Source organism: Sporosarcina ureae DSM 2281 (assembly GCF_000425545.1).
Lineage (GTDB): Bacteria > Bacillota > Bacilli > Bacillales_A > Planococcaceae > Sporosarcina > Sporosarcina ureae.
This window is the reverse complement of record NZ_AUDQ01000009.1, coordinates 48,643-75,465: the sequence shown is the minus strand read 5'-3', so window position 1 is coordinate 75,465 and position 26,823 is coordinate 48,643. Positions and strand designations below refer to the sequence as shown.

Here is a 26,823-nt window from a genome sequence, read left to right as displayed (position 1 = left end):
CGCATGAAAAATAAAGAACTTGTAATTCAGGGAGCGAGAGCGAATAACCTGAGAGACATTACAGTGAAGATTCCACGTGACAAACTAGTTGTGCTTACTGGTCTATCTGGCTCAGGAAAATCTTCACTGGCGTTTGATACGATTTACGCGGAAGGACAGCGCCGCTATGTGGAATCATTATCCGCGTATGCGCGTCAATTCCTTGGACAAATGGACAAACCAGACGTGGACTCTATAGAAGGATTGTCGCCGGCGATTTCCATCGACCAGAAGACAACGAGTAAAAACCCACGCTCTACTGTAGGAACAGTGACAGAAATCTACGACTACTTACGTTTGCTGTATGCAAGAGTTGGAAAACCACATTGTCCATTTCATGGCATTGAAATCTCAACGCAGACGATTCAGCAAATGGTGGATCGTGTAATAGAGTTGCCGGAGCGTACTCGAATTCAGATTTTGGCACCTATTATTTCAGAACGTAAAGGGACGCATGCCAAATTATTCGAAGATATTAAAAGACAAGGGTATGTGCGCGTGCGGGTCAACGGTGAAACGATTGATTTGGACGATAATATAGATTTAGATAAAAATAAAAAGCATACGATTGAAATCGTCATTGACCGGATTGTCATGAAAGAAGGCGTCGAAACACGTTTAAGTGATTCATTAGAGTCCGCTTTACGTCTTGCTGACGGTAATGTTCTTGTCGATGTAATCGGTGAAGAAGAACTGTTTTTCAGTGAACATCATGCATGTCCTATTTGTGGATTTTCAATTGGTGAGCTAGAACCGCGTATGTTTTCATTCAACAGTCCATTCGGTGCATGTCCTGAATGTGATGGGCTCGGCATGAAACTTGAAGTCGATCCAGATTTGGTCATTCCAAATAATGAACTAACGCTAAAAGAACACGCCATTGCCCCATGGGAGCCAACAAGTTCTCAGTATTATCCGGAACTTCTGAAGACGATTGCCAAGCATTATAAAATTCCTATGGATGTACCGGTTAGTGAATTAGCTGATTCGGATATTGAAAAACTAATGCTAGGATCGAAAAAGGAGAAGATTCGTTTCCGCTATACAAATGAATTCGGTAATACCCGCGATAGCGATATTTATTTCGAAGGTGTTTTGCGCAACGTAGAACGCCGTTATCATGAGACATCTTCAGACTACATTCGTGAGCAGATGGGTAAATATATGACGGAAAAATCCTGTCCTACTTGTACAGGTTATCGCTTAAAGCCTGAATCACTTTCGGTATTAGTGAATGGCGAGCATATCGGGAAAATCACGGAACGCTCGATTGTTGAAACAACGAAATTCTTTGACCAATTAACCCTTTCTGAGAAAGACGCACAAATTGCAGATATGATCCTAAAAGAAATCCAAGAACGTTTAGGCTTCTTGGTGAACGTCGGACTCGACTATCTGAATTTATCACGTTCAGCGGGAACACTGTCTGGTGGAGAGGCACAGCGGATTCGTCTGGCTACACAAATTGGATCTCGTTTGACGGGTGTTTTGTATATACTCGATGAGCCTTCAATCGGACTTCATCAGCGAGACAATGATCGATTAATTGGCACACTACAAAACATGCGGGATATTGGAAATACGCTGATTGTTGTAGAACATGATGAAGACACGATGATGGCTGCTGACTATTTAATTGATATAGGTCCGGGTGCTGGTGTGGCAGGAGGGGAAGTGGTAGCTGCTGGCACTCCTGCGAAAGTCATGAAAAACAAAAAATCGCTGACCGGTCAATATTTGAGCGGAAAGAAATTCATCCCACTTCCGACTGAACGCAGACCACGTGATGAGCGAAGCATTATCGTCAAGGGGGCTTCAGAGAACAACTTGAAGCATATTGATGCAGAGTTCCCTCTTGGTCAATTTATTGCAGTTACTGGAGTTTCCGGTTCGGGCAAGAGTACGTTGGTCAATGACATATTGCATAAAACATTGGCTCAGAAATTGAATCGTTCCAAACAAAGACCTGGAAAATTCGATAGTATCAGTGGTGTGGAATATTTGGAGAAGATTATCGATATCGATCAATCACCAATTGGACGAACACCACGTTCCAATCCAGCAACGTATACAGGCGTCTTTGACGATATTCGCGATGTTTTTGCCATGACGAATGAAGCGAAAGTTCGTGGCTATAAAAAAGGTCGCTTCAGCTTCAACGTGAAGGGTGGACGGTGTGAAGCATGCCGTGGAGATGGAATCATCAAAATCGAAATGCATTTCCTTCCGGATGTATATGTACCGTGCGAAGTATGTCATGGCAAACGGTATAACCGAGAAACACTTGAAGTGAAGTATAAAGGAAAGAATATTGCGGACGTACTGGAGATGACAGTGGAATATGCGGTGGTGTTTTTCGAGAATATCCCGAAAATCCATCGTAAATTGCAGACGATTGTGGATGTAGGCTTAGGCTATGTACAATTAGGTCAACCAGCAACGACACTGTCAGGTGGAGAAGCACAACGTGTGAAATTGGCTTCCGAACTGCATAAACGTTCTACAGGTAAATCGTTTTATATTTTGGACGAACCAACAACAGGTTTGCACGTTCATGACATTGCTAAGTTACTTGAAGTTCTACAACGTCTAGTTGATAGCGGTAACACCGTTCTCGTTATTGAGCATAATCTGGATGTCATTAAGACAGTCGATTATATTATCGATATTGGTCCGGAAGGCGGAGACAAAGGCGGAGAAATTGTTGCGACGGGGACACCGGAAGCGATAGCAGAAGTCGAAGAGTCCTACACCGGTAAATATTTGAAGACCATCCTAGAAAGAGATCGTAATCGGATGAAAGAACAAATTAAAAAAGTAGTAAAGAAATAGAAAATGAAACTTTTGTTCCTCAGAACCGTATAAATAGGTAGTTGCTGCAAAGATTGTTCAAAACGAGGAGGAATCTGGAAATGCAAAATGAACGCATACGAATACTAACGATGCTTGAAGAAGGTAAAATCACAGCTGAAGAAGCATTGAAATTACTGGAAGCCATGGGTAAGGAATCTGAACAAAGAACAGCAGAAGAGAGCTCTTCAGCTGATGCTTTCTTCGAAGATATCCGCAAAGAATTCGTCTCAGCAGGTGACCGCTTCATGCAATTTATGGATACGGCAGTACACCGTGTGAAAGAATTCGATTTCGAAGCACCATTCAGCAAATCTGTCTCCTTTACACATACAGATAGTAAATCTGTAGAAGATATTGAAGAAATCATCATCCATATCGATCACGGTACTGTGGAAATTCATCCTTCAGAAAATGATGAGATCATGGCGAAGTTTTCTGTAAAGCATTTCAATACTGATTCTGAAGCAGGCGCACTTAGTCAGTTCCTTGAAAAGTTATTGTTCGTGAAAGACGGTAATAAGTTGCGCATCGGGAGCGACTTGAAAATGTTGCAAGTCAACTTGCATTTGTACGTTCCGACATCAACACTTTATAATAAACTCTCTGTCCGTTTGTTGAACGGAGGATGTTCAGTAGAAGGCGTCACTTTCAAAGATCTACGCATCAAAACGGCAAATGGTAAAATCGAATGTGCAGATATCAAATTCGATGAAGCCGAACTAGAAACAGCAAATGGTATGGTACGTTTATTAAAAGTTACTGGTGAGAAGCTAGAAGCCGAAACATTAAACGGTCGTGTCTATATAGATGGCGCGGTACAAGATGTAGATGCGAAATCCTTAAACGGAAATGTGACGTTGACGACTTCATCTGCTGATGCCAAAAGATTGGAAGCGAAGTCAATTAGTGGTTCTGTTGAAATTTACTTCCCATCTTCCATAGGTGTTAAGGGGGAGATTACGTCCAACATGGGCAAGCTCGACTTGCAATTAAATGACGTGTCCCGTGTGGAAGAGCAAGAGCAATTTTTGCATCGTACGATCCGCTTCAGCAAAAATGCCGATGACGCGACGAAAGAACCGTTGCACGTTACTGGTGAGTCCAAGACGGGCTCAGTTATGGTTCGCTATAACTCTGTCGATTTGGTTTGATAGCATAATGAAACACCTGAATTGCCATTTGTGGCGGTGCAGGTGTTTTTTTGTTTTGTTTGAATGTAATGAGGGGAAGTTGCTTGGGTGCTCATTAATTTGTCTGAGCGCTCATTGTGGGTGCGTATCCGCTCTATGGTGAGGGGTAAGCGCTCTATCCCAACAGCTAAGCGCTCTATCCCGGACCGTATCCGCTCATACTAACGGTTTATGCGATCAATCAGGCCGATTATCCGCTCATTGCCCTGCAACATCGGGAGGGCAATTGCTTGGGCGCTCATTAATTCGTCTGAGCGCTCATTGTGGGTGCGTTCCCGCTCTATGGTGAGGGATAAGCGCTCTATCGCAACAGCTAACCGCTCTATCCCGGACCGTATCCGCTCATACTAACGGTTTATGCGATCAATCATACCGATTATCCGCTCATTGACATGCAACATCGGGAGGGCAATCGCTCGGGCACTCATTAATTCGTGCAAGCGCTCATTGTGGCTGAGTTCCCGCTCTATGGTGGGGGCTACCCGCTCTATCCCAACAGCTACCCGCTCAGTCATGCCTCGTATCCGCTCATAACAACGGGTTATCCGCTCAATCACATCACGCACCAGCTCATTGCCCCACATCTCAGTCAAATCAAACCCACCAATTCACCTCCCATACTCCCAACATAAAATTCCAAAAGCGATAGCCCGTGCGCATTGGCGTTGATAGGCTTTACTCTGCAATAACGCGGCCTCTGTTTGATTCGACATGAAGCCGCACTCTACTAAAATTGCAGGCATATTCGTGTCGCGCAGTACGGCGAAGTCCGCTTTCTTCACGCCACGATCAGGACGCTGGCAAGCAGAGATTAAAGCCTTTTGCGCGGCAGAAGCGAGCGCTGCGGAACTTTTGCTTGCTTGTGGATAAATATATGTCTCAATCCCTTGTGCTGAGTGCCAGCCATTGCCGAATGCATTGGCGTGGATGGAGACAAATGCATCAGCCTTCATTCGGTTAGCTGAAGCTGTTCGTTCGCTTAAAGGTACGTCCTGGGTAGACGCATGAGTATACTTAACTATTATGCCTTCCTTCGTTAAAAAATCTCCTATAAGTGTAGCTACTGCCGCATTAAAGTGATACTCCCGAAGCTTTCCATCAGGTGTTCGTTTACCGGGTGTATCTGGTCCGTGACCCGCATCAAGAATGATTAGTGTCAATTCTGTCCACTCTCCTTTATCCTCTATATAGAGAATTCTTTTAAAAGGGATACAAAAAGGGGATATAGATTAAGAAGTAATCCATTTCTTTTCGTTTCCTTCATGGTAAAATAGGTTGGAATAGTTTGTACATAAGCACAAAAGACTGCCAGAATACGTACATCGTAGCAGAAAGTGAGGGATTTCATGGGTGAATTAACAGTAGAAGATATGATGAATCGATTTGGATTGGAATTGATTGCTGGGCATGCAGGCATTCATAAGCAAATCCAAATGAGTGACATTTCACGGCCGGGACTTGAGATGGCTGGTTATTTTGATTATTATCCTGCTGAACGTGTGCAGTTGATCGGGCGTAAGGAGATGTCTTTCCTTGAAACATTGCCTGCCATTACGCGAAGAAAGCGTTTGGAGCGACTTTGCTCGGTTGATACGCCAGCATTCATTATTGCTCATGGCGAAGAAGGTCCAAGGGAATTGAGCCAATTAGCAGAGGAGAAAAACATTCCAGTTCTCCGGACGGATTATAAAACTACACAATTTTCGGGGATGTTGACGAATTACTTGGTTGGACAACTTGCTCCGATGACGACAGTTCATGGTGTACTAGTGGATGTGTATGGTGTGGGTGTGTTGATCACAGGTGGCAGCGGAGTAGGTAAAAGTGAAACTGCGTTAGAACTCATTAAAAAAGGGCATAGACTAGTAGCGGATGATTCAGTTGAGATTCGTCAGGTGTCCGATAACGTCTTGATCGGAACGTCACCGAAACTGTTGAAGCATATGTTGGAGATTCGCGGGGTCGGTATTATCGATTTGATGACGTTATTTGGAGCGAGTTCCGTGAAGGATGATAAGCGTGTATTGCTAGCGGTCGATTTGGAGATTTGGGATGATAAGAAGCACTATGATCGTCTCGGGATCGATGAAGAAAAAGTAGAAATTCTCGATTCGCAAATTACCAAATTGTCCGTTCCTGTAAGACCTGGGCGGAATATTGCGGTCATCATTGAAGTAGCGGCGATGGATTATCGAATGAAACGTCTCGGCATTAATGCTGCAGAGGAATTTACGAAGCGTTTGGATCAAGCAATCGCAGATAATGCGGAATTATTAGATGAAGAGGAGCGCGACTAAGTGAATGTATCTATGCTAGCGATTAACCCAGTCGCGATCAGTATTGGCAGCTTAGAAGTTCGCTGGTACGGTATTTTGATTGCGCTCGGGATTATTTTAGGATTTATGATAGTTCAACGAGAAATGCTGAAGCGGGGAATGCACCCTGACTTACTAACAGATATGCTCATATGGGCGATACCTATTTCAATTATTAGTGCACGAATTTACTATGTTATTTTTACGTGGGATTATTACCGTGATCATCCCGACCAAATTATTCAAATTTGGAATGGCGGAATTGCCATCCATGGTGCGTTAATCGGTGCGGTCATTACCGCCGTGATATTCTGCAAGAAGCGTGGCGTGTCATTCTGGAAAGTCGCGGATATTACGGCACCTGGTTTATTGATTGGACAAATCATCGGACGCTGGGGGAACTTCATGAACCAGGAAGCTCATGGCGGACCGGTTTCAGAAGCGTTTAAAGAAAGTACGGTTATTCCTGACTGGATTATGAATCAAATGACCATTGACGGGATCACGTATCATCCGACATTCTTGTATGAGTCGTTATGGAATGTTGTCGGACTCATTTTGATTTTAGTGATTCGAAGAACGCTGAAGATGAAACGTGGCGAAGTATTCTTGTTCTATGTCATCTGGTATTCTATAGGCAGATTCTTTATTGAAGGGATGCGGACAGATAGTCTGTATGTCATCGGCAGTTTGCGTGCAGCGCAGTTAGTATCTGTAACGGGAATTGTCATTGGGATTGCCATCTTGTTGTATCGTAGATATGTAATGAAAGTGAAAGAGAACTATGATGACAAACAAAAATAATATCGCATTATCTAATACGTTGAAAAGTGGTTTACAAGTGGGATTAAAAACGACATGGTCACTCGGTAAGATCATTTTCCCTATTACGTTGCTTGTAACCATTTTGCAATTTACGCCCATCCTACCTTGGCTTGTGCAATTGGTTGAACCTATCATGCATCTTTTTGGCTTGCGCGGTGAAGCAGCCGTGCCTATCGTGCTTGGGAATGCATTAAACTTATACGCTGGAATTGCCGGCATCATTTCATTAGAATTAACGGTGAAAGAAGTATTCATCATTGCTATGATGATCAGTTTTGCGCATAATCTGTTCATTGAAACAGCTGTCGCCATAAAAGTGGGCGTCAAACTCTGGACGGTGCTTGTTGTACGTCTCGGATTGGCTGTGCTAGCTGGAGTTCTGATTAATTTATTCTGGACAGGTGGTAATGAAATCGCTCAATACGGTTTAACGCCACAAGCGGAAGTCGTACCGGAAGGCTTTGTGCAAATTTTCTTGCTGGGACTTGAAAAGGCGGCATTTGGCGTTTTGCAGCTGGCATTGATCGTCATTCCGTTAATGCTGTTTGTGCAGTATGTGAAAGACCGCAAATATTTAGAGCGTTTTTCTACTAGTTTGGCACCGTTTACAAAAATGATTGGTGTGAAACCGAATGCATCAATGACACTAGTTGCTGGATTATTGATTGGGCTGGCATACGGTGCAGGTGTCATGATTCAAGCAGTGCAGGAAGATGGCGTATCAAAACGAGATATTACACTGGCCTTCATATTCTTGATGGCATGCCATGCGGTGATTGAGGACACACTATTATTCTTGCCACTCGGTATACCGATTTGGCCATTATTGATTATTCGGCTTGTAACTGCCATTGGACTGACGATTACAGTGAGTATTCTATGGAAGCAGCCGAGAGAGAAGGGGGAAGCTGTTATTGACTAATCAACCGATTACTACATTATTATTTGATTTTGACGGAACGCTTGCAGATACAAATGAGTTAATACTCTCTTCTTTCCAACATGTATTGGAAAAACATTTCCCTGGACGTTTTGAGCGGGAAGAGATGTTGCCATTTATCGGACCTACATTACATGATACGTTTTCGTCGATTGCACCGGATATGACAGAACAATTAATTGACGAATACCGTGAATGGAATCTGGCGAACCACGATGACTATGTAACTGAATTTGAAGGCGTGACAGACACGCTCCGTAAATTATATGATCTTGGCGTGAAGATGGCAGTTGTTTCCACGAAGAAGCGTGACATGGTAGAAAGAGGGATTAATCTTCTAGGAATTACCCCTTATTTTGAGACTGTAATTGGACTCGATGATATTACGAATCCAAAACCGGACCCAGAACCCATATTACTGGCGTTAACACGTCTGGGTCGAACAGCAGAAGAGTCACTAATGATCGGGGATAATTTCCACGATATACTCGGTGGACAAAATGCAGGAACAAGAACTGCAGCCGTTGCATGGGCACTAAAAGGGGAAGAATACTTACAGACATTCAAACCTGATTACATGTTGCAACATATGTCCGACTTACTTAAAATTACTGCGGGCATCAAGCTATGAGACGCACAGAGCGGCATCCTTCCAAAGGGGATGCAAATTCACTTTGGCATATTTACCGAACGGTCTCGATTGTAAAAGTAGCCAAAAATTTCATCATCATTCAAATTGCGCGTTACACTCCGTTTGTTTCATGGAAAAATGTTTTGTATCGATTGTTCTTGCGAATGAAAGTCGGAAAACATACGGCTTTTGCGCTGATGGTTGTACCGGATGTCATGTTTCCAGAACGAATTTCTGTCGGTGAAAACTCTATAATTGGGTTTAATACGACGATTTTAGCGCATGAATACTTGATAGATGAATACCGTATTGGAGATGTGGAAATAGGCAATCATGTACTGATTGGTGCCAATACGACAATTTTACCAGGCGTTAAAATAGGTGACGGCGCTATTGTTTCGGCTGCGTCACTCGTCAATAAAGATATTCCGGCTGGTACATTTGCTGGCGGGAATCCAGTGCGTATTATATATACAGCCGAAGAAATGGCAGAACGTGCAGCTCGTGAAAGGAAATGAATGACGGGCTATGTAGTTGTGCTATACTAGAGGATACATTGCAGGGGGACGTCAAGTGCGTTCCTCTTACTTTTTCGGAGGAGTTCGATTGAAAAACAACCAACGATTTATGAAAGATAAAATTATACCATTCCTGCCTGACGGTGATTTTTATCGTAAACGCGCGATGCAAGCTATGCAGCGTGAACAATTTTCTGATGCGGAAAAATATTATAAACGTGCACTAGAATTGAATCCAGATGACGCACTGACACATATGGAATACGGCGTGTTTATCATGGAAGTCGGTCGCTTTGAAGATGCGTATGAGCTGTTGCAAACGGCTGATGATCTAGATCCAAATAATGAAGAGACGACATTCTATTTGGCGGAAGTTCACGCACATCTTGGTTTACTGCGTGAAGCGAAGCAATATGCATTGAAATATGTAGCTATGGCACCGGATGGTGTATTTGTGGAAGAAGCTCATGAAATCTCTGAATTCGCTGATCAAGAAGAATTGTTCGTGGAAGAAGGCGAACAGCTTGATGGTGAAGTGATTTTTAGGCAAGAAAAAGCACGTCGCATGATGGAACAAGGAGATTTTGAAGATGCTATAGAAGTGCTAGAAGATTTATTAGTGGATTATCCGAAAACATGGGCTGTCCATAATAATTTGGCGCTTGCGTATTTTTATATTGGCAAAGAGAAGCATGCAGAAGATATATTGTATGATGTCCTACGTGAAGAGAAAGGTAATATCCATGCGCTATGTAACTTGGCAGTGTTCTTTTATTACAACCGAGATGAAGAACGTCTGAACAGCATGATGGAGTTGTTGTCGAAAATTAAACCGTATCAATTCGAGCAACGCTATAAATTAGGTGCGACATTTGCACTAACAGGTCGTTATGAAGAAGCGTACCACTGGCTTCGAAGTCTGCAAAAGCGCGGATTTGAAGGAGATGTCGGATATTACTTCTGGCTAGCGAATGCCGCATACTTTACGGGTCATCGAAAAGTAGCAGAACAGGCAAATGAAGCTTTGTTGAAGTTGGATCCTACTAAAGAAGGTTTTGAACCTTGGAAATCACTGGATGAAGAACTGGACACGGATTCTTACGAAGAGGATGTGCCGTTCTTGATTGAAAAGATTTCAAACCCTTATCACAGTGAGCGAATGCTCGGTTTGTACTTAGTAGGAAAGTCGTCACATTTACAGGAGATCTTATCGCATCCGGGATATATAGATGTGGAAAAATTGACTGCTGCAGAACAGCTTTTTTTAGCGCACAGCCTGAACTATTCATTCAAGGTGACTACTCCATTCGAAAAGGCTTTGAAAAAAGCGCTAGCAATTTGTGATCTATTGTATGAAGAGTATAAACCGCTTGATGAGCAAGGAGTACAGCTCTTTCAAATGTGGTTCTCTTTATGTGAAAATGCGCTTGAACAAAAATACATGTTCAGCAATGTACATGCACTTGCTGCCGCTGCAGATTTTATGTTCCAATCTTCACATGACAAAAAAGTGACAAAGAAGTCTATCGCAGAAAATTATAGCGTATCAGTTGCAACACTTTCTAAGTATATTCAAGAACTGCTTCAATTTCTGCCTTATTCAAAAGAATAACTACCTGTAGATGTTGCATTTAAGTTGAAATTCACGTGTATTTCTCGTACGATTTTATGTAGCAATAGTTTTATCTGCCAGTCAGATAAAATGTTTGGTGATATGAATGAACACCAAGGGATGCGTATTTTGAAGGAGGAAAAACACCATGACAACGGAAGAAAAAGTATATGATGTGATCGTCGTCGGAGCAGGTCCAGCAGGGATGACAGCAGCTGTCTATACATCACGTGGAAATATGTCCACACTGATGCTAGAAAGAGGCTTGCCAGGCGGTCAAATGGCCAATACAGAAGATATTGAGAACTATCCTGGATTTGAAAGTATTTTAGGTCCGGATCTCTCTACGAAAATGTTCGATCATGCGAAACGTTTCGGAGCTGAATATGCGTATGGAGACGTAACGAAAATCGAAGACGGCCGTGAATTCAAAACGGTTCATGTAGGCGAGAAAAGTTATAAAGCACGTGCAGTTATTTTGACTACGGGTGCAGAATACCGAAAGATCGGTGTACCGGGTGAAGAAGAATTAACGGGCCGTGGCGTAAGTTACTGTGCAGTATGTGACGGGGCATTCTTCCGTAATAAAGATATCGTCGTAATTGGTGGCGGTGACTCAGCGGTAGAAGAAGGTTCATACTTAACACGTTTTGCTAATAAGGTAACTATTATCCACCGTCGTGATACATTGCGTGCACAAAAAATCGTCCAAGAGCGTGCGTTTGCAAATGAGAAGATTGATTTCATTTGGAATTCAACGGTTAAGCAAGTGAATGAAAAAGACGGGAAGATCGGTTCTATAACGTTGGTATCTACTGAAGACGGTTCTGAACGTGAAATGGAAACTGAAGGTATGTTCGTTTATATCGGATTGGATCCAATAACAGAGCCTTTCAAAGATCTTGGCATTTTGGATGAAAACGGCTATATTGAAACGAACGACATCATGGAAACAAAAATTCCTGGAATCTTTGCTGCAGGTGATGTGCGTGAGAAATTATTACGTCAAGTCGTAACCGCTACAGGAGACGGCAGTATTGCAGCTCAAGCAGCTCAGAAGTATATTGAAGAGTTGATGGAAGAAGTAGAAGCGAAGGCGTAAAACAGGTTATCCATTTGTAACGTCTATGTAATGGGTCTGCAATAAAAAAGGGGGATAATAGAAAGAAGAAAGACCCCCCTTTCATAATATAGCAACTTTGTGGCTATTTACGGTACAAACTTCCGTGAATAGTCACCTTTTTTTTTCGTTTTTAATGAAAGCGTTGTATACTATAAGTACATACTTGAAAAGTGGGGAACTACATATGCAAAAAATTGCTAATTTGCTCGTGGTAAAAGACGGCCAAGTCCTATTACTAAAGAAGCCAAGGCGTGGTTGGTATGTAGCACCGGGAGGGAAAATCGATGAAGGTGAGTCTGTATATGAAGCAGCTACTCGTGAATTTCTCGAAGAAACCGGTGCGCAGGCGATCTCGCCACATTTAAAAGGCGTATATACGATGATGATTATGGATGATGAGGGAACAGAATTATTGAACGAATGGTTACTCTTCACATTTGTCGCACATGATTATTCCGGAGAATTAATGAAGACAACCGTCGAAGGTGAACTGGAATGGCATCCGCTTGAAAGTTTGCATACACTGCCAATGGCGGAAGGTGATCGCAAGAATTTGCTCTTTGCGGTTAGTCAGAAAGGTATGCAATATGGAACGTTCTATTATACAGAGCAATTCCGCTTCTTGCGAGAATCGCTTCAACAATCAATGGAAGGTGAATAACATTTATGGATCAACCACAAGCGGTAAATGAATATGAAGTCGTAATTATTACAGGGATGTCAGGTGCAGGCAAGACAGTCGCCATGCAATGCTTTGAAGACATGGGATTCTATTGCATAGACAACTTGCCACCCGAATTGTTTGTAACATTCCTGGATTTGATGATGAAGTCGGATAATCAGATGAGACGCATTGCCGCTGTGATGGATACGCGCGGAGGAAGTTTATTTGATTCCATGGTTACTGCACTCGAAGGATTATTTAAAATGGAAGATGTTAAAACAAGTTTGTTATTCCTCGACTCAGATAACGAAGCACTTGTGAAACGTTATAAAGAAACGCGCAGATCACACCCGTTATCTGAAGGAGGCGTGTTACTCGAAGGGATTCGCAAAGAACGTCATTTACTGACTGAAATAAAAGGACTTTCACGTTCTATTATTGACACATCTAAGTTAAAGCCTAAGCAATTACGAGAGAAAATCACACGTGAATTTTCTGAAGCAGGCGAGCCAAACTTCACCTTGAATTTTGTATCATTCGGATTCAAGCATGGGATGCCAATTGATGCAGACGTAGTGTTCGACGTTCGATTTTTACCGAACCCGTTTTATTTGGAAGAATTACGTCCGTTGACAGGTTTGAATCGCGAAGTATCGGATTACGTATTGAAATGGTCAGATACAAAAGAATTAATTGAAAAGCTAACCGATTTATTTAAATTCTTAATCCCTCAGTATAAACAAGAAGGAAAAGGTCAGGCGGTTATCGCATTCGGTTGTACAGGTGGTCAACATCGTTCTGTTACACTTGCCGAATACTTTACAGGTGTTTTTAAAGACGACTACCCGACACATGTATCGCATCGAGACGTTGAAAAAAGAAAGGGTTGACATGAATATGCAATCCACTGCGATGAAAAGAGTTGTTGTGTTCGGCGGTGGCACAGGATTATCCAATATCCTTCGTGGCTTAAAACGTTATCCGATCGAATTGACAGCGATTGTTACGGTAGCGGATGATGGGGGAAGTTCAGGTCGTTTATTCGACCAGTATAACGTCCCGCCGCCTGGAGATATAAGGCAAGTTATGGCAGCGCTTTCAGATGTTGAGCCTATGATCGAGAAAATGTTTCAGCATCGTTTTGAGGGATCCGATGGCTTGAAAGGACATTCTCTAGGGAATTTAATGCTTACAGCCCTAACGACTATTACTGGCGATTTCGCACGTGCAGTCGAGCAGATGGGCGTTGTACTGAATATTAAAGGAACGGTACTACCTGCAGCAAATCAGCGAATTACCTTGCATGCCGAGCTTGAAGATGGTTCAATCATTACAGGTGAATCGAAAATCCCTCTCTATGGAAGGAAAATCCGTAACGTTTTCATCACGCCACAAGATGTAAAACCTTTGCCAGAAACAGCGGATACAATAAAAAATGCAGATTTAATCGTATTTGGACCGGGAAGCTTGTATACTAGTACTTTGCCAACACTTTTAGTGCAGGATATCCGTGAAGCGGTTCTCGAAAGTACTGCAAAAAAGGTCTATGTTGGTAATTTAACTACGCAACGTGGCGAAACGTATCGCTATACTGCTTCTGAGCATGTTCAGGCGCTTTATGATCATGCGGGAGAACCATTTCTCGATGCAGTACTAGTGAACAATGCAGAAGCGTTCAGACGTACGCATAACCTGAGTGAAAATGAAGAACCTTGGCTTGTGGAGAATGACCTAGAAATACTTCAATCACTAGTGCCTGAAGTATTTGTGCAGGAGATTGCGACAATATTAGATGGAACGATCATGCATAAAACGATGGAAGTATCAGATATGTTGATGCGTTATATAGAGAGAACGTAGAAGGCGGATAGATATGAAGATCGCCGAAAAGGGGGAATATCATGTCTTTTGCATCCAAAACGAAAAAGGAACTGACGCAGATTGAGGCGGATGACTGCTGTACGAAAGCAGAAATTGCGGCATTCATCCGAATGAATGGTGTTATGTCTTTTTCTAATAAACAACTGAGTCTTGACGTTCAAACAGAAAATGCCTCTATTGCGCGTCGTCTGTATTCGAACGTGAAGGCGTTGTATCCATATAAAGTGGAATTGCTTGTACGAAAAAAAATGCGTTTAAAGAAAAATAATATCTATATTTGTCGGATCCGAGATGGAGCCAAACATTTACTAGAAGAATTATCAATTATGACGCATGATTTCCAAATGATCAATACGATCGATCCACAGCTAATTGAAAATGACTGCTGTGCACGCGCATACTTACGGGGAGCTTTCCTGGCAGGAGGTTCCGTTAATAATCCGGAGACGTCTTCTTACCATTTGGAAGTCTTCTCAAGTTATCAAGAACATAGTCAATCACTTGTTGAGTTGATGAACCATTTTCAGTTGAATGCGAAATCTATTGAACGTAAAAAAGGATTTATCGCTTATCTTAAAGAAGCAGAAAAAATATCCGATTTTCTTGGCATCATTGGTGCGCATGTATCCCTTATGAAGTTTGAGGATGTGCGGATTATGCGTGATATGCGCAACAGTGTGAATCGGCTAGTGAATTGTGAAACTGCCAATCTGAATAAGACAATCGGTGCGGCACAAAGGCAAGTAGAAAATATTAAGTTAATTGAGCGCACGATTGGTTTAGATCAATTACCGGATCGTCTGCAAGAAATTGCTCAATTACGTGTTACGCACCAAGACGTGACGCTAAAGGAGCTAGGTGAACTGGTAACGGGTGCACCGGTCAGTAAATCGGGTGTCAATCATCGTTTGCGTAAGATTGAAGAAATCGCAGATCGTTTACGTTAAATAACTAGTAGATCCTTCAAGAGAAGAGGAAGAAAAGGAGCACACACTATGGTAGAAAAAACAGTAAAAGTAGGAATTAAACCTGGTTTGCAAGCTAGACAGGCGGCGTTATTTGTACAGGAGGCCAATAAGTATACGGCTGATATTTATTTGAAGAAGGATAATCGTCAGGTGAATGCGAAGAGCATTATGGGAATTATGAGTTTGGCGATTGCGAAGGGGACGGAGATCACGTTGATTACGGACGGGATTGATGAGGATTTGGCTCTTCAGAATTTGGCTGATTTAGTCGAAGTTGAGCAGTGAGTCGGATCGTGTTGAATATGGGTGGCGATGACCTTTTTAGGTTTCGTCATCTTTTTTGTTTTCTAGAATGAAGGAGTACGGGAATTAGAGAGGATGGGGAGCCGTTGATCTGCGTTCCAGGCGGACGCGTTCAGGAGGGCCCGCGGTTAGCCAACCAGGTCGCGAGCTCCCTTTGGTTGTCTAACCTGTCGGGCTGATCCTCCCTGAGTCGCCGCCTTCCACTCCGATCAACTAGCTGTCTCGTTCTGGAGTTAGAGAGCTGAGACATTATGTGGTAAAGATTAAACCCAACCCTCAATTTATATAAAAACACAAGATAAAAAGGTTGTCGCGGAAGGCCATTTGGCTTTCCGGACAACCTGTTGTTGTTATTTCTTTTCGATTTCGCTGCGTTCTAGAACGTGGTCGACTAGGCCGTATTCTTTAGCGCGTTCGGCAGTCATGAAGTTATCGCGGTCTGTGTCTTTTGCGATGACGTCGATTGGCTGGCCCGTGCGATCTGCTAGGATTTGGTTTAGTTTTTCACGTAGGTGCAAGATGCGTTTTGCGGCAATTTCGATTTCAGTTGCCTGACCTTGTGCGCCACCTAGTGGTTGGTGAATCATTACTTCTGCGTTTGGCAAAGCGTAACGTTTACCTTCTGTACCAGCTGTTAGCAAGAATGCTCCCATAGATGCTGCCATACCTACACAGATTGTGCGGATGTCTGGCTTAATGTATTGCATTGTATCGTAGATTGCCATACCTGCTGTGATACTTCCACCTGGGCTGTTGATGTAAATGGAGATATCTTTATCTGGATCTTCAGCTTCTAGGAATAGCAGTTGTGCAACGATAGAGTTGGCTACGTTGTCGTCAATGCCGCTACCCAACATGATAATACGGTCTTTCAATAGACGAGAGTAAATATCGTACGCTCGCTCACCACGGTTTGTTTGTTCAATAACTGTAGGAATTAGATTCAATTAGACTTCCTCCTTTAATTACTTCATAATATTCGTTCGGTTGAAATCATTTCGTATTTCAACTATAACTGTATTTTACCTATTAAGGTCAACAAAGGTCAAATCATTTGCCTTAAAAATACACATTGCTTTTCATTATATTCTACGATATAATGGAAGATGTCTCTTACAGAAGAAAAGCTTTTTTCTGTAGTGGAGTAATTATAGTTAAAGCTTGATACTACACGTTTAGTCCTCGTGGTGCAATGGATAGCACGTGAGCCTCCGAAGCTCAAAATGTGGGTTCGACTCCCGCCGAGGGCATCATAGTGAAGCGTTTGAACAGTTCGCATTTTGCGATCATGCTCAAACGCTTTTTTATGCTCGAATTTCTATTGCTCCCGACTTTCTATTCTTTATTTTCCCCGTCTGGCACTTCTTTTAAACTTCGTTGCTAAATATCTCTTAGGAATCTTTGGTTTCGTATGCGTATTCACGAATCGCTTGGCTTGGCGAACGCTGGCTGTTTGGCTAGATCACGGAATATAGGGAGCCGGTTACCGGTGTCCTACACAGCCGTTTCCACTTTTTTATCCGAGACGAAGTGCTCTTTTTCAACTAGGAATGAAACGAGTAAACTACCAACGATTGCCCATAAAGGTGCGCTGATGTTCAGGAAGCTAATATCTGACATACCGATGATTAGAGAAAAGAATGCGCCCATCTGGAAGTTGTTTGTAGAGAAGGCTTTCTTCAGTGAATTCATGAGAACGCCGAGCATGGCAAGTCCAGCGATGACACTGATAATTACTCCCGGCATGGCGATGACGAGAGGCACCACCGCCGCCGCAAACAGGCCGAAGGTTGAGAACAGGACGCCGCATACTATCGAAGCCGTGTACCGGCTCTCTTTTTTTCCTACGTCATCAGCCGAACAAATGGCTGTCATAGGGCCTGCGATGTTGATGGCATGCGCTCCAAAGAAAGAGCTAATCAAACCAATAACAGAACCATGAATCGCCATCATATTATTCGGAGGCTTATAACCTTGAGCTGTCAGTACGCCGGATGCTTGGGCATTTTCTGTACAGATAATCAGCAGAGCAAGTGGTATGCCAATAGACAGAATAGCGTTTAAGTTGAAGCTTGGCATAATGAGCTGCGGCAATATAAATGTACTGGTAATGTCTTGCAATTGAAACTCTTTCATAAAGATAGCCAATATAACAGCGATCAGAAGCGCTAGTAAAACCGGTGGGAATTTCTTCAAAAAGCGCATTGACAGTAAAAACACCAGAATAGTAGAGCCTGCCAATAGTGGGGAAACCGTGACGGAAGTAATCATTTCTGTGGAAAAACGGATCATGACACCGACAATCATCCCCATGACGATTGGCACTGGTATCCACTTCATCACTTTGTCGATTATGCCCGATGAACCTAGAATGATTACTAACACATGTGCGACTAAATAAGCCCCGATTGCTTCCTGAAGAGAGAAATGGGTTAAAGATCCAGCTACTAATACTGCACCGGCAATGGAGTGGGCGCCTGCGATGGGCTGACGATATCGTAATGAGAGAAAAATACCGAGCAATCCACTGAAAAAATAAACGGCAAATATCCAACTTATCGTCTCGCTGTAAGATAAGCCACCGCTTGTTGCACCGCCAATGATGATTAAAGCTGGACCTGTGCAACCAAAGATTGCTGCCACCAACCCTGCGCTAATGGTATGTAAGTTGGTGTGATTACCCAGGTCTTTCAAGTGCGCACGCAGAGTAGTTATTTTCATATATCCCAGCCTCCCAGCTATAAATCTTCGTTTCCATATTCACAGTAAAATGGTGCAGATGCTGCTTCACCATGGAAACGAAAAGAATTCCTGGAAACAGTCTTTCTGCAGTAGATTAATTATTTAGACATATAAGCGCTTACATTTACAGGTTAATTACATGTCACTTCCATTTCATGGTTGATGATGGAGTAGATAATTTTCTTGACAGGCGCAGCAATTATGGAGCTTTTTCTGTACTGCACATAGACTCTGTTCGGGATATTGGAGATATCCTTCATTTTTCTGACGACTATGTCATTTTTCTTTAATCTATGAATTCCAAGAGATGGTGTAATACCGATTCCTATTCCACTTTCAATAATCGTCATCAGCATTTCATTATTGTCCACATCAATTCGTTTAATATCGGGAACACCGACCAACTTCTGATCAATTTCATTCCAGAGATTGGATTTACGTCTATAGCTGATCAGTGTTTCACCTTCAAGGTCGCCGATTGCGAGCTTATCCTTCTCAGCCAGAGTATGGTCTTTTCCTAGAACAACGACTAAATTATTATCAAACAGATATTCCGTTATGATTTCCGGGCGGTGGGCGCTAACGTTTCGAGTGAATACTAAATCCAATTCACCTGACAAAATCTGTTCATTCAGACTGCAGGAATCTTCACCTTCAATTATCGTAATATTTAAGTTTTCAATCGTAATGATTGCGTTCAGGAGTTCAGTCATAAAGGAATAGGAATAACCGGGTGAAAAACCAATTCTGATTTCCGGGAAGTTGGAATGCTTTGTTACTTCTTTTGAATGGTTCATATACGTTAATATGTTCGTTGCATATTCAAAAAAAACCGTGCCTTCTTTTGTCGGAACAATCTTCCGGCCGACTCGTTCAAATAACGAGCAGGACAACTCGAGCTCCAGATTCTTTATCCGGGCTGTGACTGTAGGCTGTGTAACATTTAGCAAATTTGCTGTTTTTGAATAGCTCTTCTGTTCCACGATAGTCAAAAAAGTTTCCAGCTGAGTTTTATCCAATTGCTTACCCCCTATGCAGATAATGAGATGGAATTTATTCCAAATTGGTAATTATTCAATAAGTATAGCACTAGATTTAAAGCTGTCAAAAACATTTTTCAGTCGTAATACCCAAATGATATTTTCCTTCATCTATAGAGCAGAAACTAAATCTATTAAACATCTTCACTGTAAGGGGCTGGAAAAGTTGAACACCTAGTTAGACGTGGAGTCACCAAAAAACTTGTATAGAAAAAATCTTCTGAATAGTACAAATAACAAATTATATTCGATTGGTGTTATCTATTTTCGCATCTTATACTGAGAGTAAGTTAAGTTCATTGAACTGACACAATTACAAGTTTACTTGAGAAACAAGTTTGAGGCGCTTTTCTTAAAGCGAGGAAATCCAGCGGAAGAGATTTTGTTTTCTAATGAAAATGTATGCGGTTACATACCGAGGTTTAAAATGGATCATTATTCTTTTAGGAAACGGGGCACTCAAACAAGTGGTTTTCATTTCACTAATTCGCCATCACAATTGTGTTAGTGATTGGAGTGGTAAAAGTTCCACACAGTGCAGGAAGCGCTCAATGAATGATAACTGGACACTGTATACAGCGAAGAGTCAACTTTTAGTGATCGACCGTAGGATATGAACAGGAACTGAATTTCATTTGACTACCGGATCAAAAATGTATGGTTTTCACAAATCGAAGGAGATGACTGAAATTATGGCTAGTCAGCAGCAGGAATCACTTTTAGAAGGCAAGGTTGCAATTGTGACAGGTTCTTCGAGAGGCATTGGGAAAGCGATTGCAATCGGACTTGCACAGCAGGGAGCGAATGTATTAGTAACTGGAACACATCCTGAACGTACAAAAGCCGTTTCAGAGGAGATTACCAAGGAAACGGGTCAGCAATCGGATTATTATATCGGTGATCTGTCCAAGGAAGAGAATGTCGCGGAAATGACTGACAAGGCGATTCAAAACTGGGAGAAGATAGATATCCTCGTGAACAATGCAGGTGGCGGTGTCATTCTACCGTTCCTAGAACAGACACCCGAAACGTTGAAAACAACCATTGACCGAAATTTATGGACGATGCTCTGGTCATGCTATAAAGTTCTACCTCATATGGTCGAGCAAAATTACGGAAGAATCATCAACATCGGTGCAGATTCAGTCCGTAACGGTTTATGGGATCATGCGGCATATAACGCTGCGAAAGGCGGAGTTCACGCTATTGTTTCGGGATTAGGGAGAGAATTTGCGAAGAGTAATATTACTGCCAACGTCATCGCCCCTCCAGCAGTAGAAGGAGAGCTGCTCGATGATATCCGTGACCGAGATACTAAACTAGTAAACCGCTATATCGATATTATTCCGATCGGAAGGGGAGCTTACCCGGAAGAGGTTGCAGATGCGGTAGTGTTCTTGGCTTCCGATAAAGCATCCTTTATAAATGGTCAGGTAATTAGTGTGAATGGCGGAAGTACGATGCAATAAAATCGAATTGCCAGACGGGATCTTCATTTAGAATTGTAAATACTAATTTGGGTGCAGTGGAAGTACTGCCAACACGAAAGGGAGGAAACATAATGAAAAGCTATATCATTGAGAACGTCAAGAAGTCTGAGTTTTCCGTTCACCGCAGCGTCTTTACGAGTCACGATGTATTACAGGAAGAACGTGAAAAGATCTTCAGCGAGTGTTGGATCTATATTGGACATGAATCTGAGCTTCCGAAAAACGGTGATTTTAAGAGAAAGAAAGTCGGCGGACGAAACCTCATATTCACTCGTGATAATGAAGGCGTAATCAGGGCTCTATATAATTCCTGTCCTCACCGCGGTGCGTTAGTCTGCAGGGAAAATGAAGGAAATACTAAAGTCTTCAGATGCTTCTATCACGCCTGGACATTTAAAAATGACGGGGAGCTCGTAGGGATGCCAGGTAAAGACGGATTCCCTGATACGTTCAACTGTGATGGTTCCAAAAACATGACGGAAGTCTCCCGTTTGGAAAGTTATCGCGGCTTTATGTTTGTAAACTATGACAGCGAAGCAGTTTCGTTGGAAGAATACCTTGGAAATGCGAAAGAATATATCGATTTAGTGGCAGACCAATCAGATGCAGGATTGGAAGTTCTAGGGGATCCGCAGCAATACAGTGTCCGTGCAAACTGGAAGCTGATTTCTGAGAACAGTGTCGATCTTTACCACGGCATGCCGACGCATAAAACCTATTTTGATATCAAAGCCGCTCAGGATCCTACGATGAGAAAAGCAGTTCTTGAAGGAAAAGGAATTGACCTTGGGAACGGCCATGCGGTAATTGAATACATTGCGCCTTGGGGAAGACCGGTTGCGGAGTGGACGCCTGCATGGGAAGAAGAAGACAAGAAGGAAATACAGGAACTAAAAGACAAACTGATTGAACTACATGGTGAAGAGCGCGGGGAACGAATAGCCAAATATAACCGAAACATATTGATCTTCCCAAACCTGGTCATAAACGACATCATGGCAATCACGGCACGGACCTTCTATCCTACTGAACCGGGTTATATGGAAGTGACGGGGTATTCGTTAGCTCCTAAAGACGAGAGCGAAAAGTTCAGGTTGCGAAGAAATGATAACTTCCTCGAATTTCTCGGACCTGGCGGATTTGCGACTCCGGATGACAACGAAGCTCTTGAACTGTGCCAGGAAGGATACTTGAACAATTTAGAAGTGGAATGGAACGATATTTCAAAGGGAATGAACCGCGACCAAGCACAGGCGACGGACGAAGAGCAAATGCGAAGTTTCTGGAGAAGATGGAATGAAATTATGACGAAAGAAAATGTGAAAGAGGAGGTTTTATCATGACAGAGACGCTTCTGAGCACCAAGGTTACTATAAGCATCCAGCAGATTAAGGAATTTCTATACTACGAATCAGAGCTCCTTGATGAGTGGAAACTGGTGGAGTGGTCTGAGCTGTTTACGGATGACGGTACGTACGTTGTGCCACCGCTCGGCAATCCGGAAGCTGATCCTGCAAAGTCGATTTTCTATATCAATGATACTCGTTCACGTCTGAAAGAAAGAGCGGAACGTCTGTTAAAAAAAGAAGCACATGTGGAATATCCGCATTCTACTACGATACGTAATGTGAATAATGTACGGATTAAAGGTCAAGAAGGCGATTCTCTTCATGTGCGCTGCAACTTCTCGACATACCGGACAAAGCGTGAAGTGCTGGATTGTTTTGTTGGCGTTAATGATTACAAGCTGATTGTGAGAGACGATAAAATCATGATTCAGGACAAAAAAGTTACCTTAAAGCATGATAGCCTACGCCCTCACGGAAAAATCAGTCTTATTTTATAAGGGTCAGTCGTGTGGACCTAAATTTTACACAGCTAGGAGAGGAACAGCCATGGTTGAACAATCCGAGATAGTAGATGTAACAATTATCGGTGGCGGTCCAGTCGGCATGTTTACTGCATTTTACGCGGGTATGCGACAAATGACTGTAAAAGTTATCGAAAGTCTTCCGCAGTTGGGAGGACAATTAGCTGCCTTGTACCCTGAGAAATATATTTATGATATCGCCGGGTTCCCTAAAGTGAAAGCCCAAGATCTTGTAGATAATCTCACGGAGCAAATGAAACAATTTGAAACGACAGTTTGTTTAAATGAAGTAGTCGAAAATGTGGAGAAACAAGCAGATGGTCATTTCAAATTGACAACTAGCCAATCAACACATTACTCTCGGACCGTCATCATCACTGCAGGCAACGGAGCCTTTCAGCCGAGAAAGATGAATATAGAGAGGGAAGAGGAATTTGCGGAAGGAAATCTGCATTACTACGTTACGAATATGAGTGACTTTGCAGGGAAAGATGTCATCTTATTTGGCGGTGGAGATTCAGCTGTCGATTGGGCTTTGATGTTAGAGCCAATCGCAAGCAAAGTTTCCCTTATTCACAGAAGAGATAAGTTCCGTGCACACGAACACAGTGTAGAGCTACTGAAACAATCCAAGGTAGAAATCTTGACACCGTATGTACCGGCGAAGCTAGAAGGCAGCGAAAGAATAGAAAAAGTGACAATCAAAGAAGCAAAAGGCGAGATGAGTAAGGTAATAGAAGTGGATGATGTACTCGTAAACTTTGGGTTTGTATCTTCATTAGGCCCGATCGGTCAATGGGGGTTGGAAATTCAAAAGAATTCCATAGTCGTCAATTCGAAAATGGAAACGACTATAGAAGGAATTTATGCAGTTGGAGATATTTGCACATACGAAGGGAAAGTGAAACTCATTGCGACGGGGTTTGGTGAAGCGCCGATTGCGATCAGCCATGCAAAGGTTCACATAGATCCGGAAGCAAAAGTGCAGGCTCCGCACAGTACCAGTACGATGTCTGAAACGGAACAAAAGACGAAAAAGGCAGAAAAAGCAATCAGCGTCAGCTAATTAGTAAACATAATACTTTGTATACTGATAAGTATTTAGCAATTTGACTATCCAATCGTTTATAGCTTCCGTAATTTGAAGGACAGTCTACTCAACCCGAACGCAAAATGAAGTGACAGGAGGAGGATGCGATATCGTAAAATATACAATCGTTGATCAGGATACTTGTATTGCGTGTAGTGCATGTGGAATAGCGGCACCTGATTTGTTTGATTACGATGACGAAGGGACTTCATTTGCCATTCTGGATGACAACCAAGGTCATACACCGGTGCCTGAAGAGTTAGTTGAAGATTTAGAGGATGCTTATGACAGTTGTCCATCAGGCTCAATCAAAATGGCAGATACACCCTTTACATGTGAGAAAAGTGAAGCAGGCTAAGTGAATGAGGTTTCATCATCGGGGCAGCGGCCTATTGATATCATTATAAAATACTGGAGATGAATAAAGTTATGATCACAAAAACAAAAGTACAAGCAATCGACAGCCGTCACTTTATCGACGGAAAATATATCGAAATCGATAAAAATAAGAGCTTTGAAAATATTAATCCGGCAACTGAAGAAGTACAGGCGATCGTGGCGGAAGGCGGTAAGGAGGAAGTGGATGCTGCGGTAAAGGCTGCTAGAAAAGCACTTAACGGACCGTGGAAAAACGTTACTCTAGAAGAACGTTCTAAAATGCTTCGCAAAATTGGTGATCTGATCCTAGAAAGACAGGAAGAGCTGGCGCGCCTAGAAGCATTGGACACAGGGAAACCATTCTCCCTAGCCAACTCTGTAGATATCCCGAGAGCAGCATACAACTTCCATTTCTTTGCTGACTATATTACATCAGTCGGAACGGACGCTTACCAGCAGAACAGTGAAGCTCTGCATTATACACTGCGCCGTCCCGTCGGTGTGGTGGGGATGATTAAGCCTTGGAATCTGCCATTGCTTTTGCTTACTTGGAAACTAGCCCCTTGTATCGGTATGGGGAACACCGTTGTCGTGAAACCGGCTGAATGGACACCGATGACAGCCACTGTACTCATGGAAATCATTAAAGAAGCGGGCGTTCCGGACGGGGTCGTGAATTTGGTTCATGGATTCGGGCCAGGTTCAGCGGGCGGCGCGATTTCAGAGCACCCTGACGTGGATGCGATTTCATTCATCGGGGAGCCGAGTACGGGATCCGCCATCATGAAGGCGGGCGCTGATTCATTGAAGAAGCTTTCCTATGAATTGGGCGGTAAAAACCCGAATATCATTTTTGCTGACGCAGATATAGATGAAGTGGTTGCCACAACAGTCAAGTCTAGCTTTATAAATCAGGGTGAAGTTTGCCTATGCGGATCGCGAATTTACGTCGAACGGTCGGCGTATGACGAGTTCCTCGAAAAGTTCACAGCCAAAGCGAAAGAATTAAAAGTTGGACAGCCGTTTGATAAAGATACAAATGTAGGCGCACTGGTGAGTAAAGAACACTACGACCGTGTTAACAGCTATATCGATATTGCCCGGGAAGAGGGCGGAAAATTCGTGATTGGCGGTAAAAGACCTGAAGGAATCGACAAAGGTTATTTCCTAGAGCCGACGATTATTACCGGTCTTAAAAATGATTCCCGCTGTATCAAAGAAGAAATCTTCGGACCTGTCGTAACGGTCGTTCCGTTTGATACAGAAGAAGAAGTCATTGAACAGGCAAATGATACACATTACGGGCTAAGTGCTTCGATTTGGACAACGAACCTAAAACGCGGACACCGTGTGGCACATCAAATTGAAGCAGGAATTATTTGGGTGAATACCTGGTTCCTTCGTGACCTTCGCACACCTTTTGGGGGGATGAAGCACAGCGGCGTGGGGCGTACAGGCGGCATGCATAGTATCGATTTCTATTCCGAGTTGTCAAACATAACAATAAAACTGTAAAGGCGGGAAAGTGATTATGGCAACGGAAGTGGCTATGAAACAAAAAAAGTATGCGGAATCTTTGCTCGAAGCGGAGAACACGTTAGTCGGGATTCCTCCTTTAACAGAGGCTGATCCGAAACTGACAGTGGAAGAAGCTTACTCTATTCAACTGGAAAATATCAAAAAGAAAACAGCTGACGGTCAAACGATTATCGGTAAGAAAATTGGGTTGACATCAAAGGCCATGCAGAACCTGCTCGGGGTAGATGAACCGGATTACGGTCATCTGCTCGACAGTATGGTCATTGAAAACGGCGGACTCGTACCAAAGGATAAAGTACTCTTGCCTAAAGTGGAAGGGGAAATTGCCTTTGTTCTCAAGAAAGATTTAAAAGGTCCGAATGTCACGACGCTGGATGTCCTGCAGGCTACCGATTATATACTTCCTTCTATTGAAATAGTAGACAGTCGGGTGAAGGACTGGAAGATAAAATTACCGGACACAATCGCTGATAACGCATCTTCTGCTTTCTATGCTCTAGGCGGTAAGCCGGTGAAAGTCGAAGATGTCGACATGGAACTGCTTGGTATGGTGCTGACAAAGAACGGTCAACTGGTAAATACAGGAGTGGGGGCAGCCGCACTCGGAAACCCAGCTCAATGTGTTGCGTGGCTCGCGAACAGACTCGCGGACTTCGATATTTCCTTGAACGCGGGTGAAGTGATATTGTCAGGAGCTCTTTCCGCAGCTGTTGAAGCAAAAGAGGGCGATACCTTTACCGCAAAATTTGCGCATCTTGGCGAGGTGAGCGTGCATTTTTAAATGCACATGATCAGTATAAATTCGTTTCCAT

25 protein-coding genes and 1 tRNA gene are annotated in these 26,823 nt (G+C 42.9%); 22 read left to right on the top strand and 4 right to left on the bottom strand.

Translation table 11 applies throughout. The annotated features are described in order from the left end of the window. Positions 1–3 precede the first annotated feature (3 nt). Positions 4–2,871: an excinuclease ABC subunit UvrA gene (uvrA, locus tag H605_RS0110085; protein WP_029054110.1), complete on the top strand. Its 2,868-nt coding sequence runs from the start codon at positions 4–6 to the stop codon at positions 2,869–2,871. A gap of 80 nt (positions 2,872–2,951) precedes the next feature. Next, on the top strand, positions 2,952–4,043 hold the full coding sequence (locus tag H605_RS0110080) for a DUF4097 family beta strand repeat-containing protein (RefSeq protein ID WP_029054109.1): 1,092 nt from the start codon (positions 2,952–2,954) through the stop codon (positions 4,041–4,043). A gap of 647 nt (positions 4,044–4,690) precedes the next feature. Here the strand turns inward: H605_RS0110080 and H605_RS0110070 are convergent. Then, positions 4,691–5,242, bottom strand: coding sequence for an N-acetylmuramoyl-L-alanine amidase (locus H605_RS0110070; RefSeq protein ID WP_029054107.1), 552 nt, complete (start codon positions 5,240–5,242; stop codon positions 4,691–4,693). Between the two features lie 186 nt (positions 5,243–5,428). On the opposite strand from H605_RS0110070, the gene hprK reads away from it, so the two are divergent. The 12 genes from hprK to H605_RS0110010 all read left to right on the top strand — a co-directional run bounded on the left by hprK (position 5,429) and on the right by H605_RS0110010 (position 15,844). Further along, positions 5,429–6,379 carry an HPr(Ser) kinase/phosphatase gene (gene hprK / locus H605_RS0110065; protein WP_029054106.1) on the top strand — a complete coding sequence of 317 codons (951 nt, stop codon included), beginning with the start codon at positions 5,429–5,431 and terminating at the stop codon, positions 6,377–6,379. Beyond that, positions 6,380–7,201, top strand: coding sequence for a prolipoprotein diacylglyceryl transferase (gene lgt / locus H605_RS0110060; RefSeq protein WP_029054105.1), 822 nt, complete (start codon positions 6,380–6,382; stop codon positions 7,199–7,201). After that, the gene (locus H605_RS0110055) at positions 7,182–8,144 is read left to right on the top strand and encodes a nucleoside recognition domain-containing protein (protein ID WP_232321256.1); all 963 of its coding nucleotides are present in this window, start codon (positions 7,182–7,184) and stop codon (positions 8,142–8,144) included. Before lgt ends, H605_RS0110055 begins: the two co-directional genes overlap by 20 nt. Next, complete coding sequence (gene ppaX / locus H605_RS0110050) at positions 8,137–8,793, top strand: pyrophosphatase PpaX (RefSeq protein WP_029054103.1); 657 nt, start codon at positions 8,137–8,139, stop codon at positions 8,791–8,793. Before H605_RS0110055 ends, ppaX begins: the two co-directional genes overlap by 8 nt. Further along, positions 8,790–9,311, top strand: a complete 522-nt coding sequence (locus H605_RS0110045) for an acyltransferase (protein WP_029054102.1) — start codon at positions 8,790–8,792, stop codon at positions 9,309–9,311. The genes ppaX and H605_RS0110045 overlap by 4 nt, the downstream gene beginning before the upstream one ends. Positions 9,312–9,399: 88 nt before the next feature. Then, complete coding sequence (locus H605_RS0110040; protein ID WP_099690554.1) at positions 9,400–10,923, top strand: tetratricopeptide repeat protein; 1,524 nt, start codon at positions 9,400–9,402, stop codon at positions 10,921–10,923. Between the two features lie 148 nt (positions 10,924–11,071). Then, positions 11,072–12,025, top strand: coding sequence for a thioredoxin-disulfide reductase (gene trxB, locus H605_RS0110035; RefSeq protein ID WP_029054100.1), 954 nt, complete (start codon positions 11,072–11,074; stop codon positions 12,023–12,025). A gap of 205 nt (positions 12,026–12,230) precedes the next feature. Continuing rightward, entirely contained in the window at positions 12,231–12,707 is a 477-nt protein-coding gene (locus H605_RS0110030) for an 8-oxo-dGTP diphosphatase (protein ID WP_029054099.1), read from the top strand. Between the two features lie 5 nt (positions 12,708–12,712). Continuing rightward, positions 12,713–13,600: an RNase adapter RapZ gene (gene rapZ / locus H605_RS0110025; RefSeq protein WP_029054098.1), complete on the top strand. Its 888-nt coding sequence runs from the start codon at positions 12,713–12,715 to the stop codon at positions 13,598–13,600. A 7-nt stretch (positions 13,601–13,607) separates the two neighbouring features. Further along, entirely contained in the window at positions 13,608–14,570 is a 963-nt protein-coding gene (locus tag H605_RS0110020; RefSeq protein WP_029054097.1) for a gluconeogenesis factor YvcK family protein, read from the top strand. A 41-nt stretch (positions 14,571–14,611) separates the two neighbouring features. Further along, positions 14,612–15,538 carry a DNA-binding protein WhiA gene (gene whiA / locus H605_RS0110015; protein WP_029054096.1) on the top strand — a complete coding sequence of 309 codons (927 nt, stop codon included), beginning with the start codon at positions 14,612–14,614 and terminating at the stop codon, positions 15,536–15,538. Between the two features lie 48 nt (positions 15,539–15,586). After that, positions 15,587–15,844: an HPr family phosphocarrier protein gene (locus tag H605_RS0110010; RefSeq protein WP_029054095.1), complete on the top strand. Its 258-nt coding sequence runs from the start codon at positions 15,587–15,589 to the stop codon at positions 15,842–15,844. A gap of 368 nt (positions 15,845–16,212) precedes the next feature. Here the strand turns inward: H605_RS0110010 and clpP are convergent, their stop codons facing one another. Then, positions 16,213–16,809, bottom strand: a complete 597-nt coding sequence (clpP, locus tag H605_RS0110005) for an ATP-dependent Clp endopeptidase proteolytic subunit ClpP (protein ID WP_029054094.1) — start codon at positions 16,807–16,809, stop codon at positions 16,213–16,215. 231 nt (positions 16,810–17,040) lie between these two features. Here clpP and H605_RS0110000 point away from each other — a divergent pair. After that, positions 17,041–17,112 (top strand) — tRNA-Arg (locus H605_RS0110000). A 244-nt stretch (positions 17,113–17,356) separates the two neighbouring features. On the opposite strand, the gene H605_RS0109995 is transcribed toward H605_RS0110000, so the two are convergent. Both H605_RS0109995 and H605_RS18410 read right to left on the bottom strand, forming a co-directional pair. Next, the gene (locus H605_RS0109995; protein WP_029054093.1) at positions 17,357–18,583 is read right to left on the bottom strand and encodes a benzoate/H(+) symporter BenE family transporter; all 1,227 of its coding nucleotides are present in this window, start codon (positions 18,581–18,583) and stop codon (positions 17,357–17,359) included. Between the two features lie 152 nt (positions 18,584–18,735). After that, positions 18,736–19,623, bottom strand: coding sequence for a LysR family transcriptional regulator (locus H605_RS18410; protein ID WP_029054092.1), 888 nt, complete (start codon positions 19,621–19,623; stop codon positions 18,736–18,738). Positions 19,624–20,324: 701 nt separating this feature from the next. On the opposite strand from H605_RS18410, the gene H605_RS0109985 reads away from it, so the two are divergent. The 7 genes from H605_RS0109985 (at position 20,325) to H605_RS0109955 (ending at position 26,792) form a co-directional block, all read left to right on the top strand. After that, positions 20,325–21,113, top strand: a complete 789-nt coding sequence (locus H605_RS0109985; RefSeq protein WP_248681209.1) for an SDR family NAD(P)-dependent oxidoreductase — start codon at positions 20,325–20,327, stop codon at positions 21,111–21,113. 92 nt (positions 21,114–21,205) lie between these two features. Beyond that, positions 21,206–22,477, top strand: a complete 1,272-nt coding sequence (locus tag H605_RS0109980; RefSeq protein ID WP_029054090.1) for an aromatic ring-hydroxylating oxygenase subunit alpha — start codon at positions 21,206–21,208, stop codon at positions 22,475–22,477. Then, positions 22,474–22,980 (top strand): aromatic-ring-hydroxylating dioxygenase subunit beta, encoded by a 507-nt coding sequence (locus H605_RS0109975; protein WP_051210548.1) that lies wholly within the window; start codon positions 22,474–22,476, stop codon positions 22,978–22,980. The genes H605_RS0109980 and H605_RS0109975 overlap by 4 nt, the downstream gene beginning before the upstream one ends. Positions 22,981–23,029: 49 nt before the next feature. Next, positions 23,030–24,070 carry an NAD(P)/FAD-dependent oxidoreductase gene (locus tag H605_RS0109970; RefSeq protein WP_029054088.1) on the top strand — a complete coding sequence of 347 codons (1,041 nt, stop codon included), beginning with the start codon at positions 23,030–23,032 and terminating at the stop codon, positions 24,068–24,070. Positions 24,071–24,203: 133 nt separating this feature from the next. After that, the gene (locus tag H605_RS0109965; RefSeq protein WP_029054087.1) at positions 24,204–24,452 is read left to right on the top strand and encodes a ferredoxin; all 249 of its coding nucleotides are present in this window, start codon (positions 24,204–24,206) and stop codon (positions 24,450–24,452) included. Between the two features lie 59 nt (positions 24,453–24,511). Beyond that, positions 24,512–25,987 (top strand): aldehyde dehydrogenase, encoded by a 1,476-nt coding sequence (locus H605_RS0109960; protein ID WP_029054086.1) that lies wholly within the window; start codon positions 24,512–24,514, stop codon positions 25,985–25,987. A gap of 16 nt (positions 25,988–26,003) precedes the next feature. Further along, the gene (locus tag H605_RS0109955; RefSeq protein ID WP_029054085.1) at positions 26,004–26,792 is read left to right on the top strand and encodes a 2-keto-4-pentenoate hydratase; all 789 of its coding nucleotides are present in this window, start codon (positions 26,004–26,006) and stop codon (positions 26,790–26,792) included. Positions 26,793–26,823 lie beyond the last annotated feature (31 nt).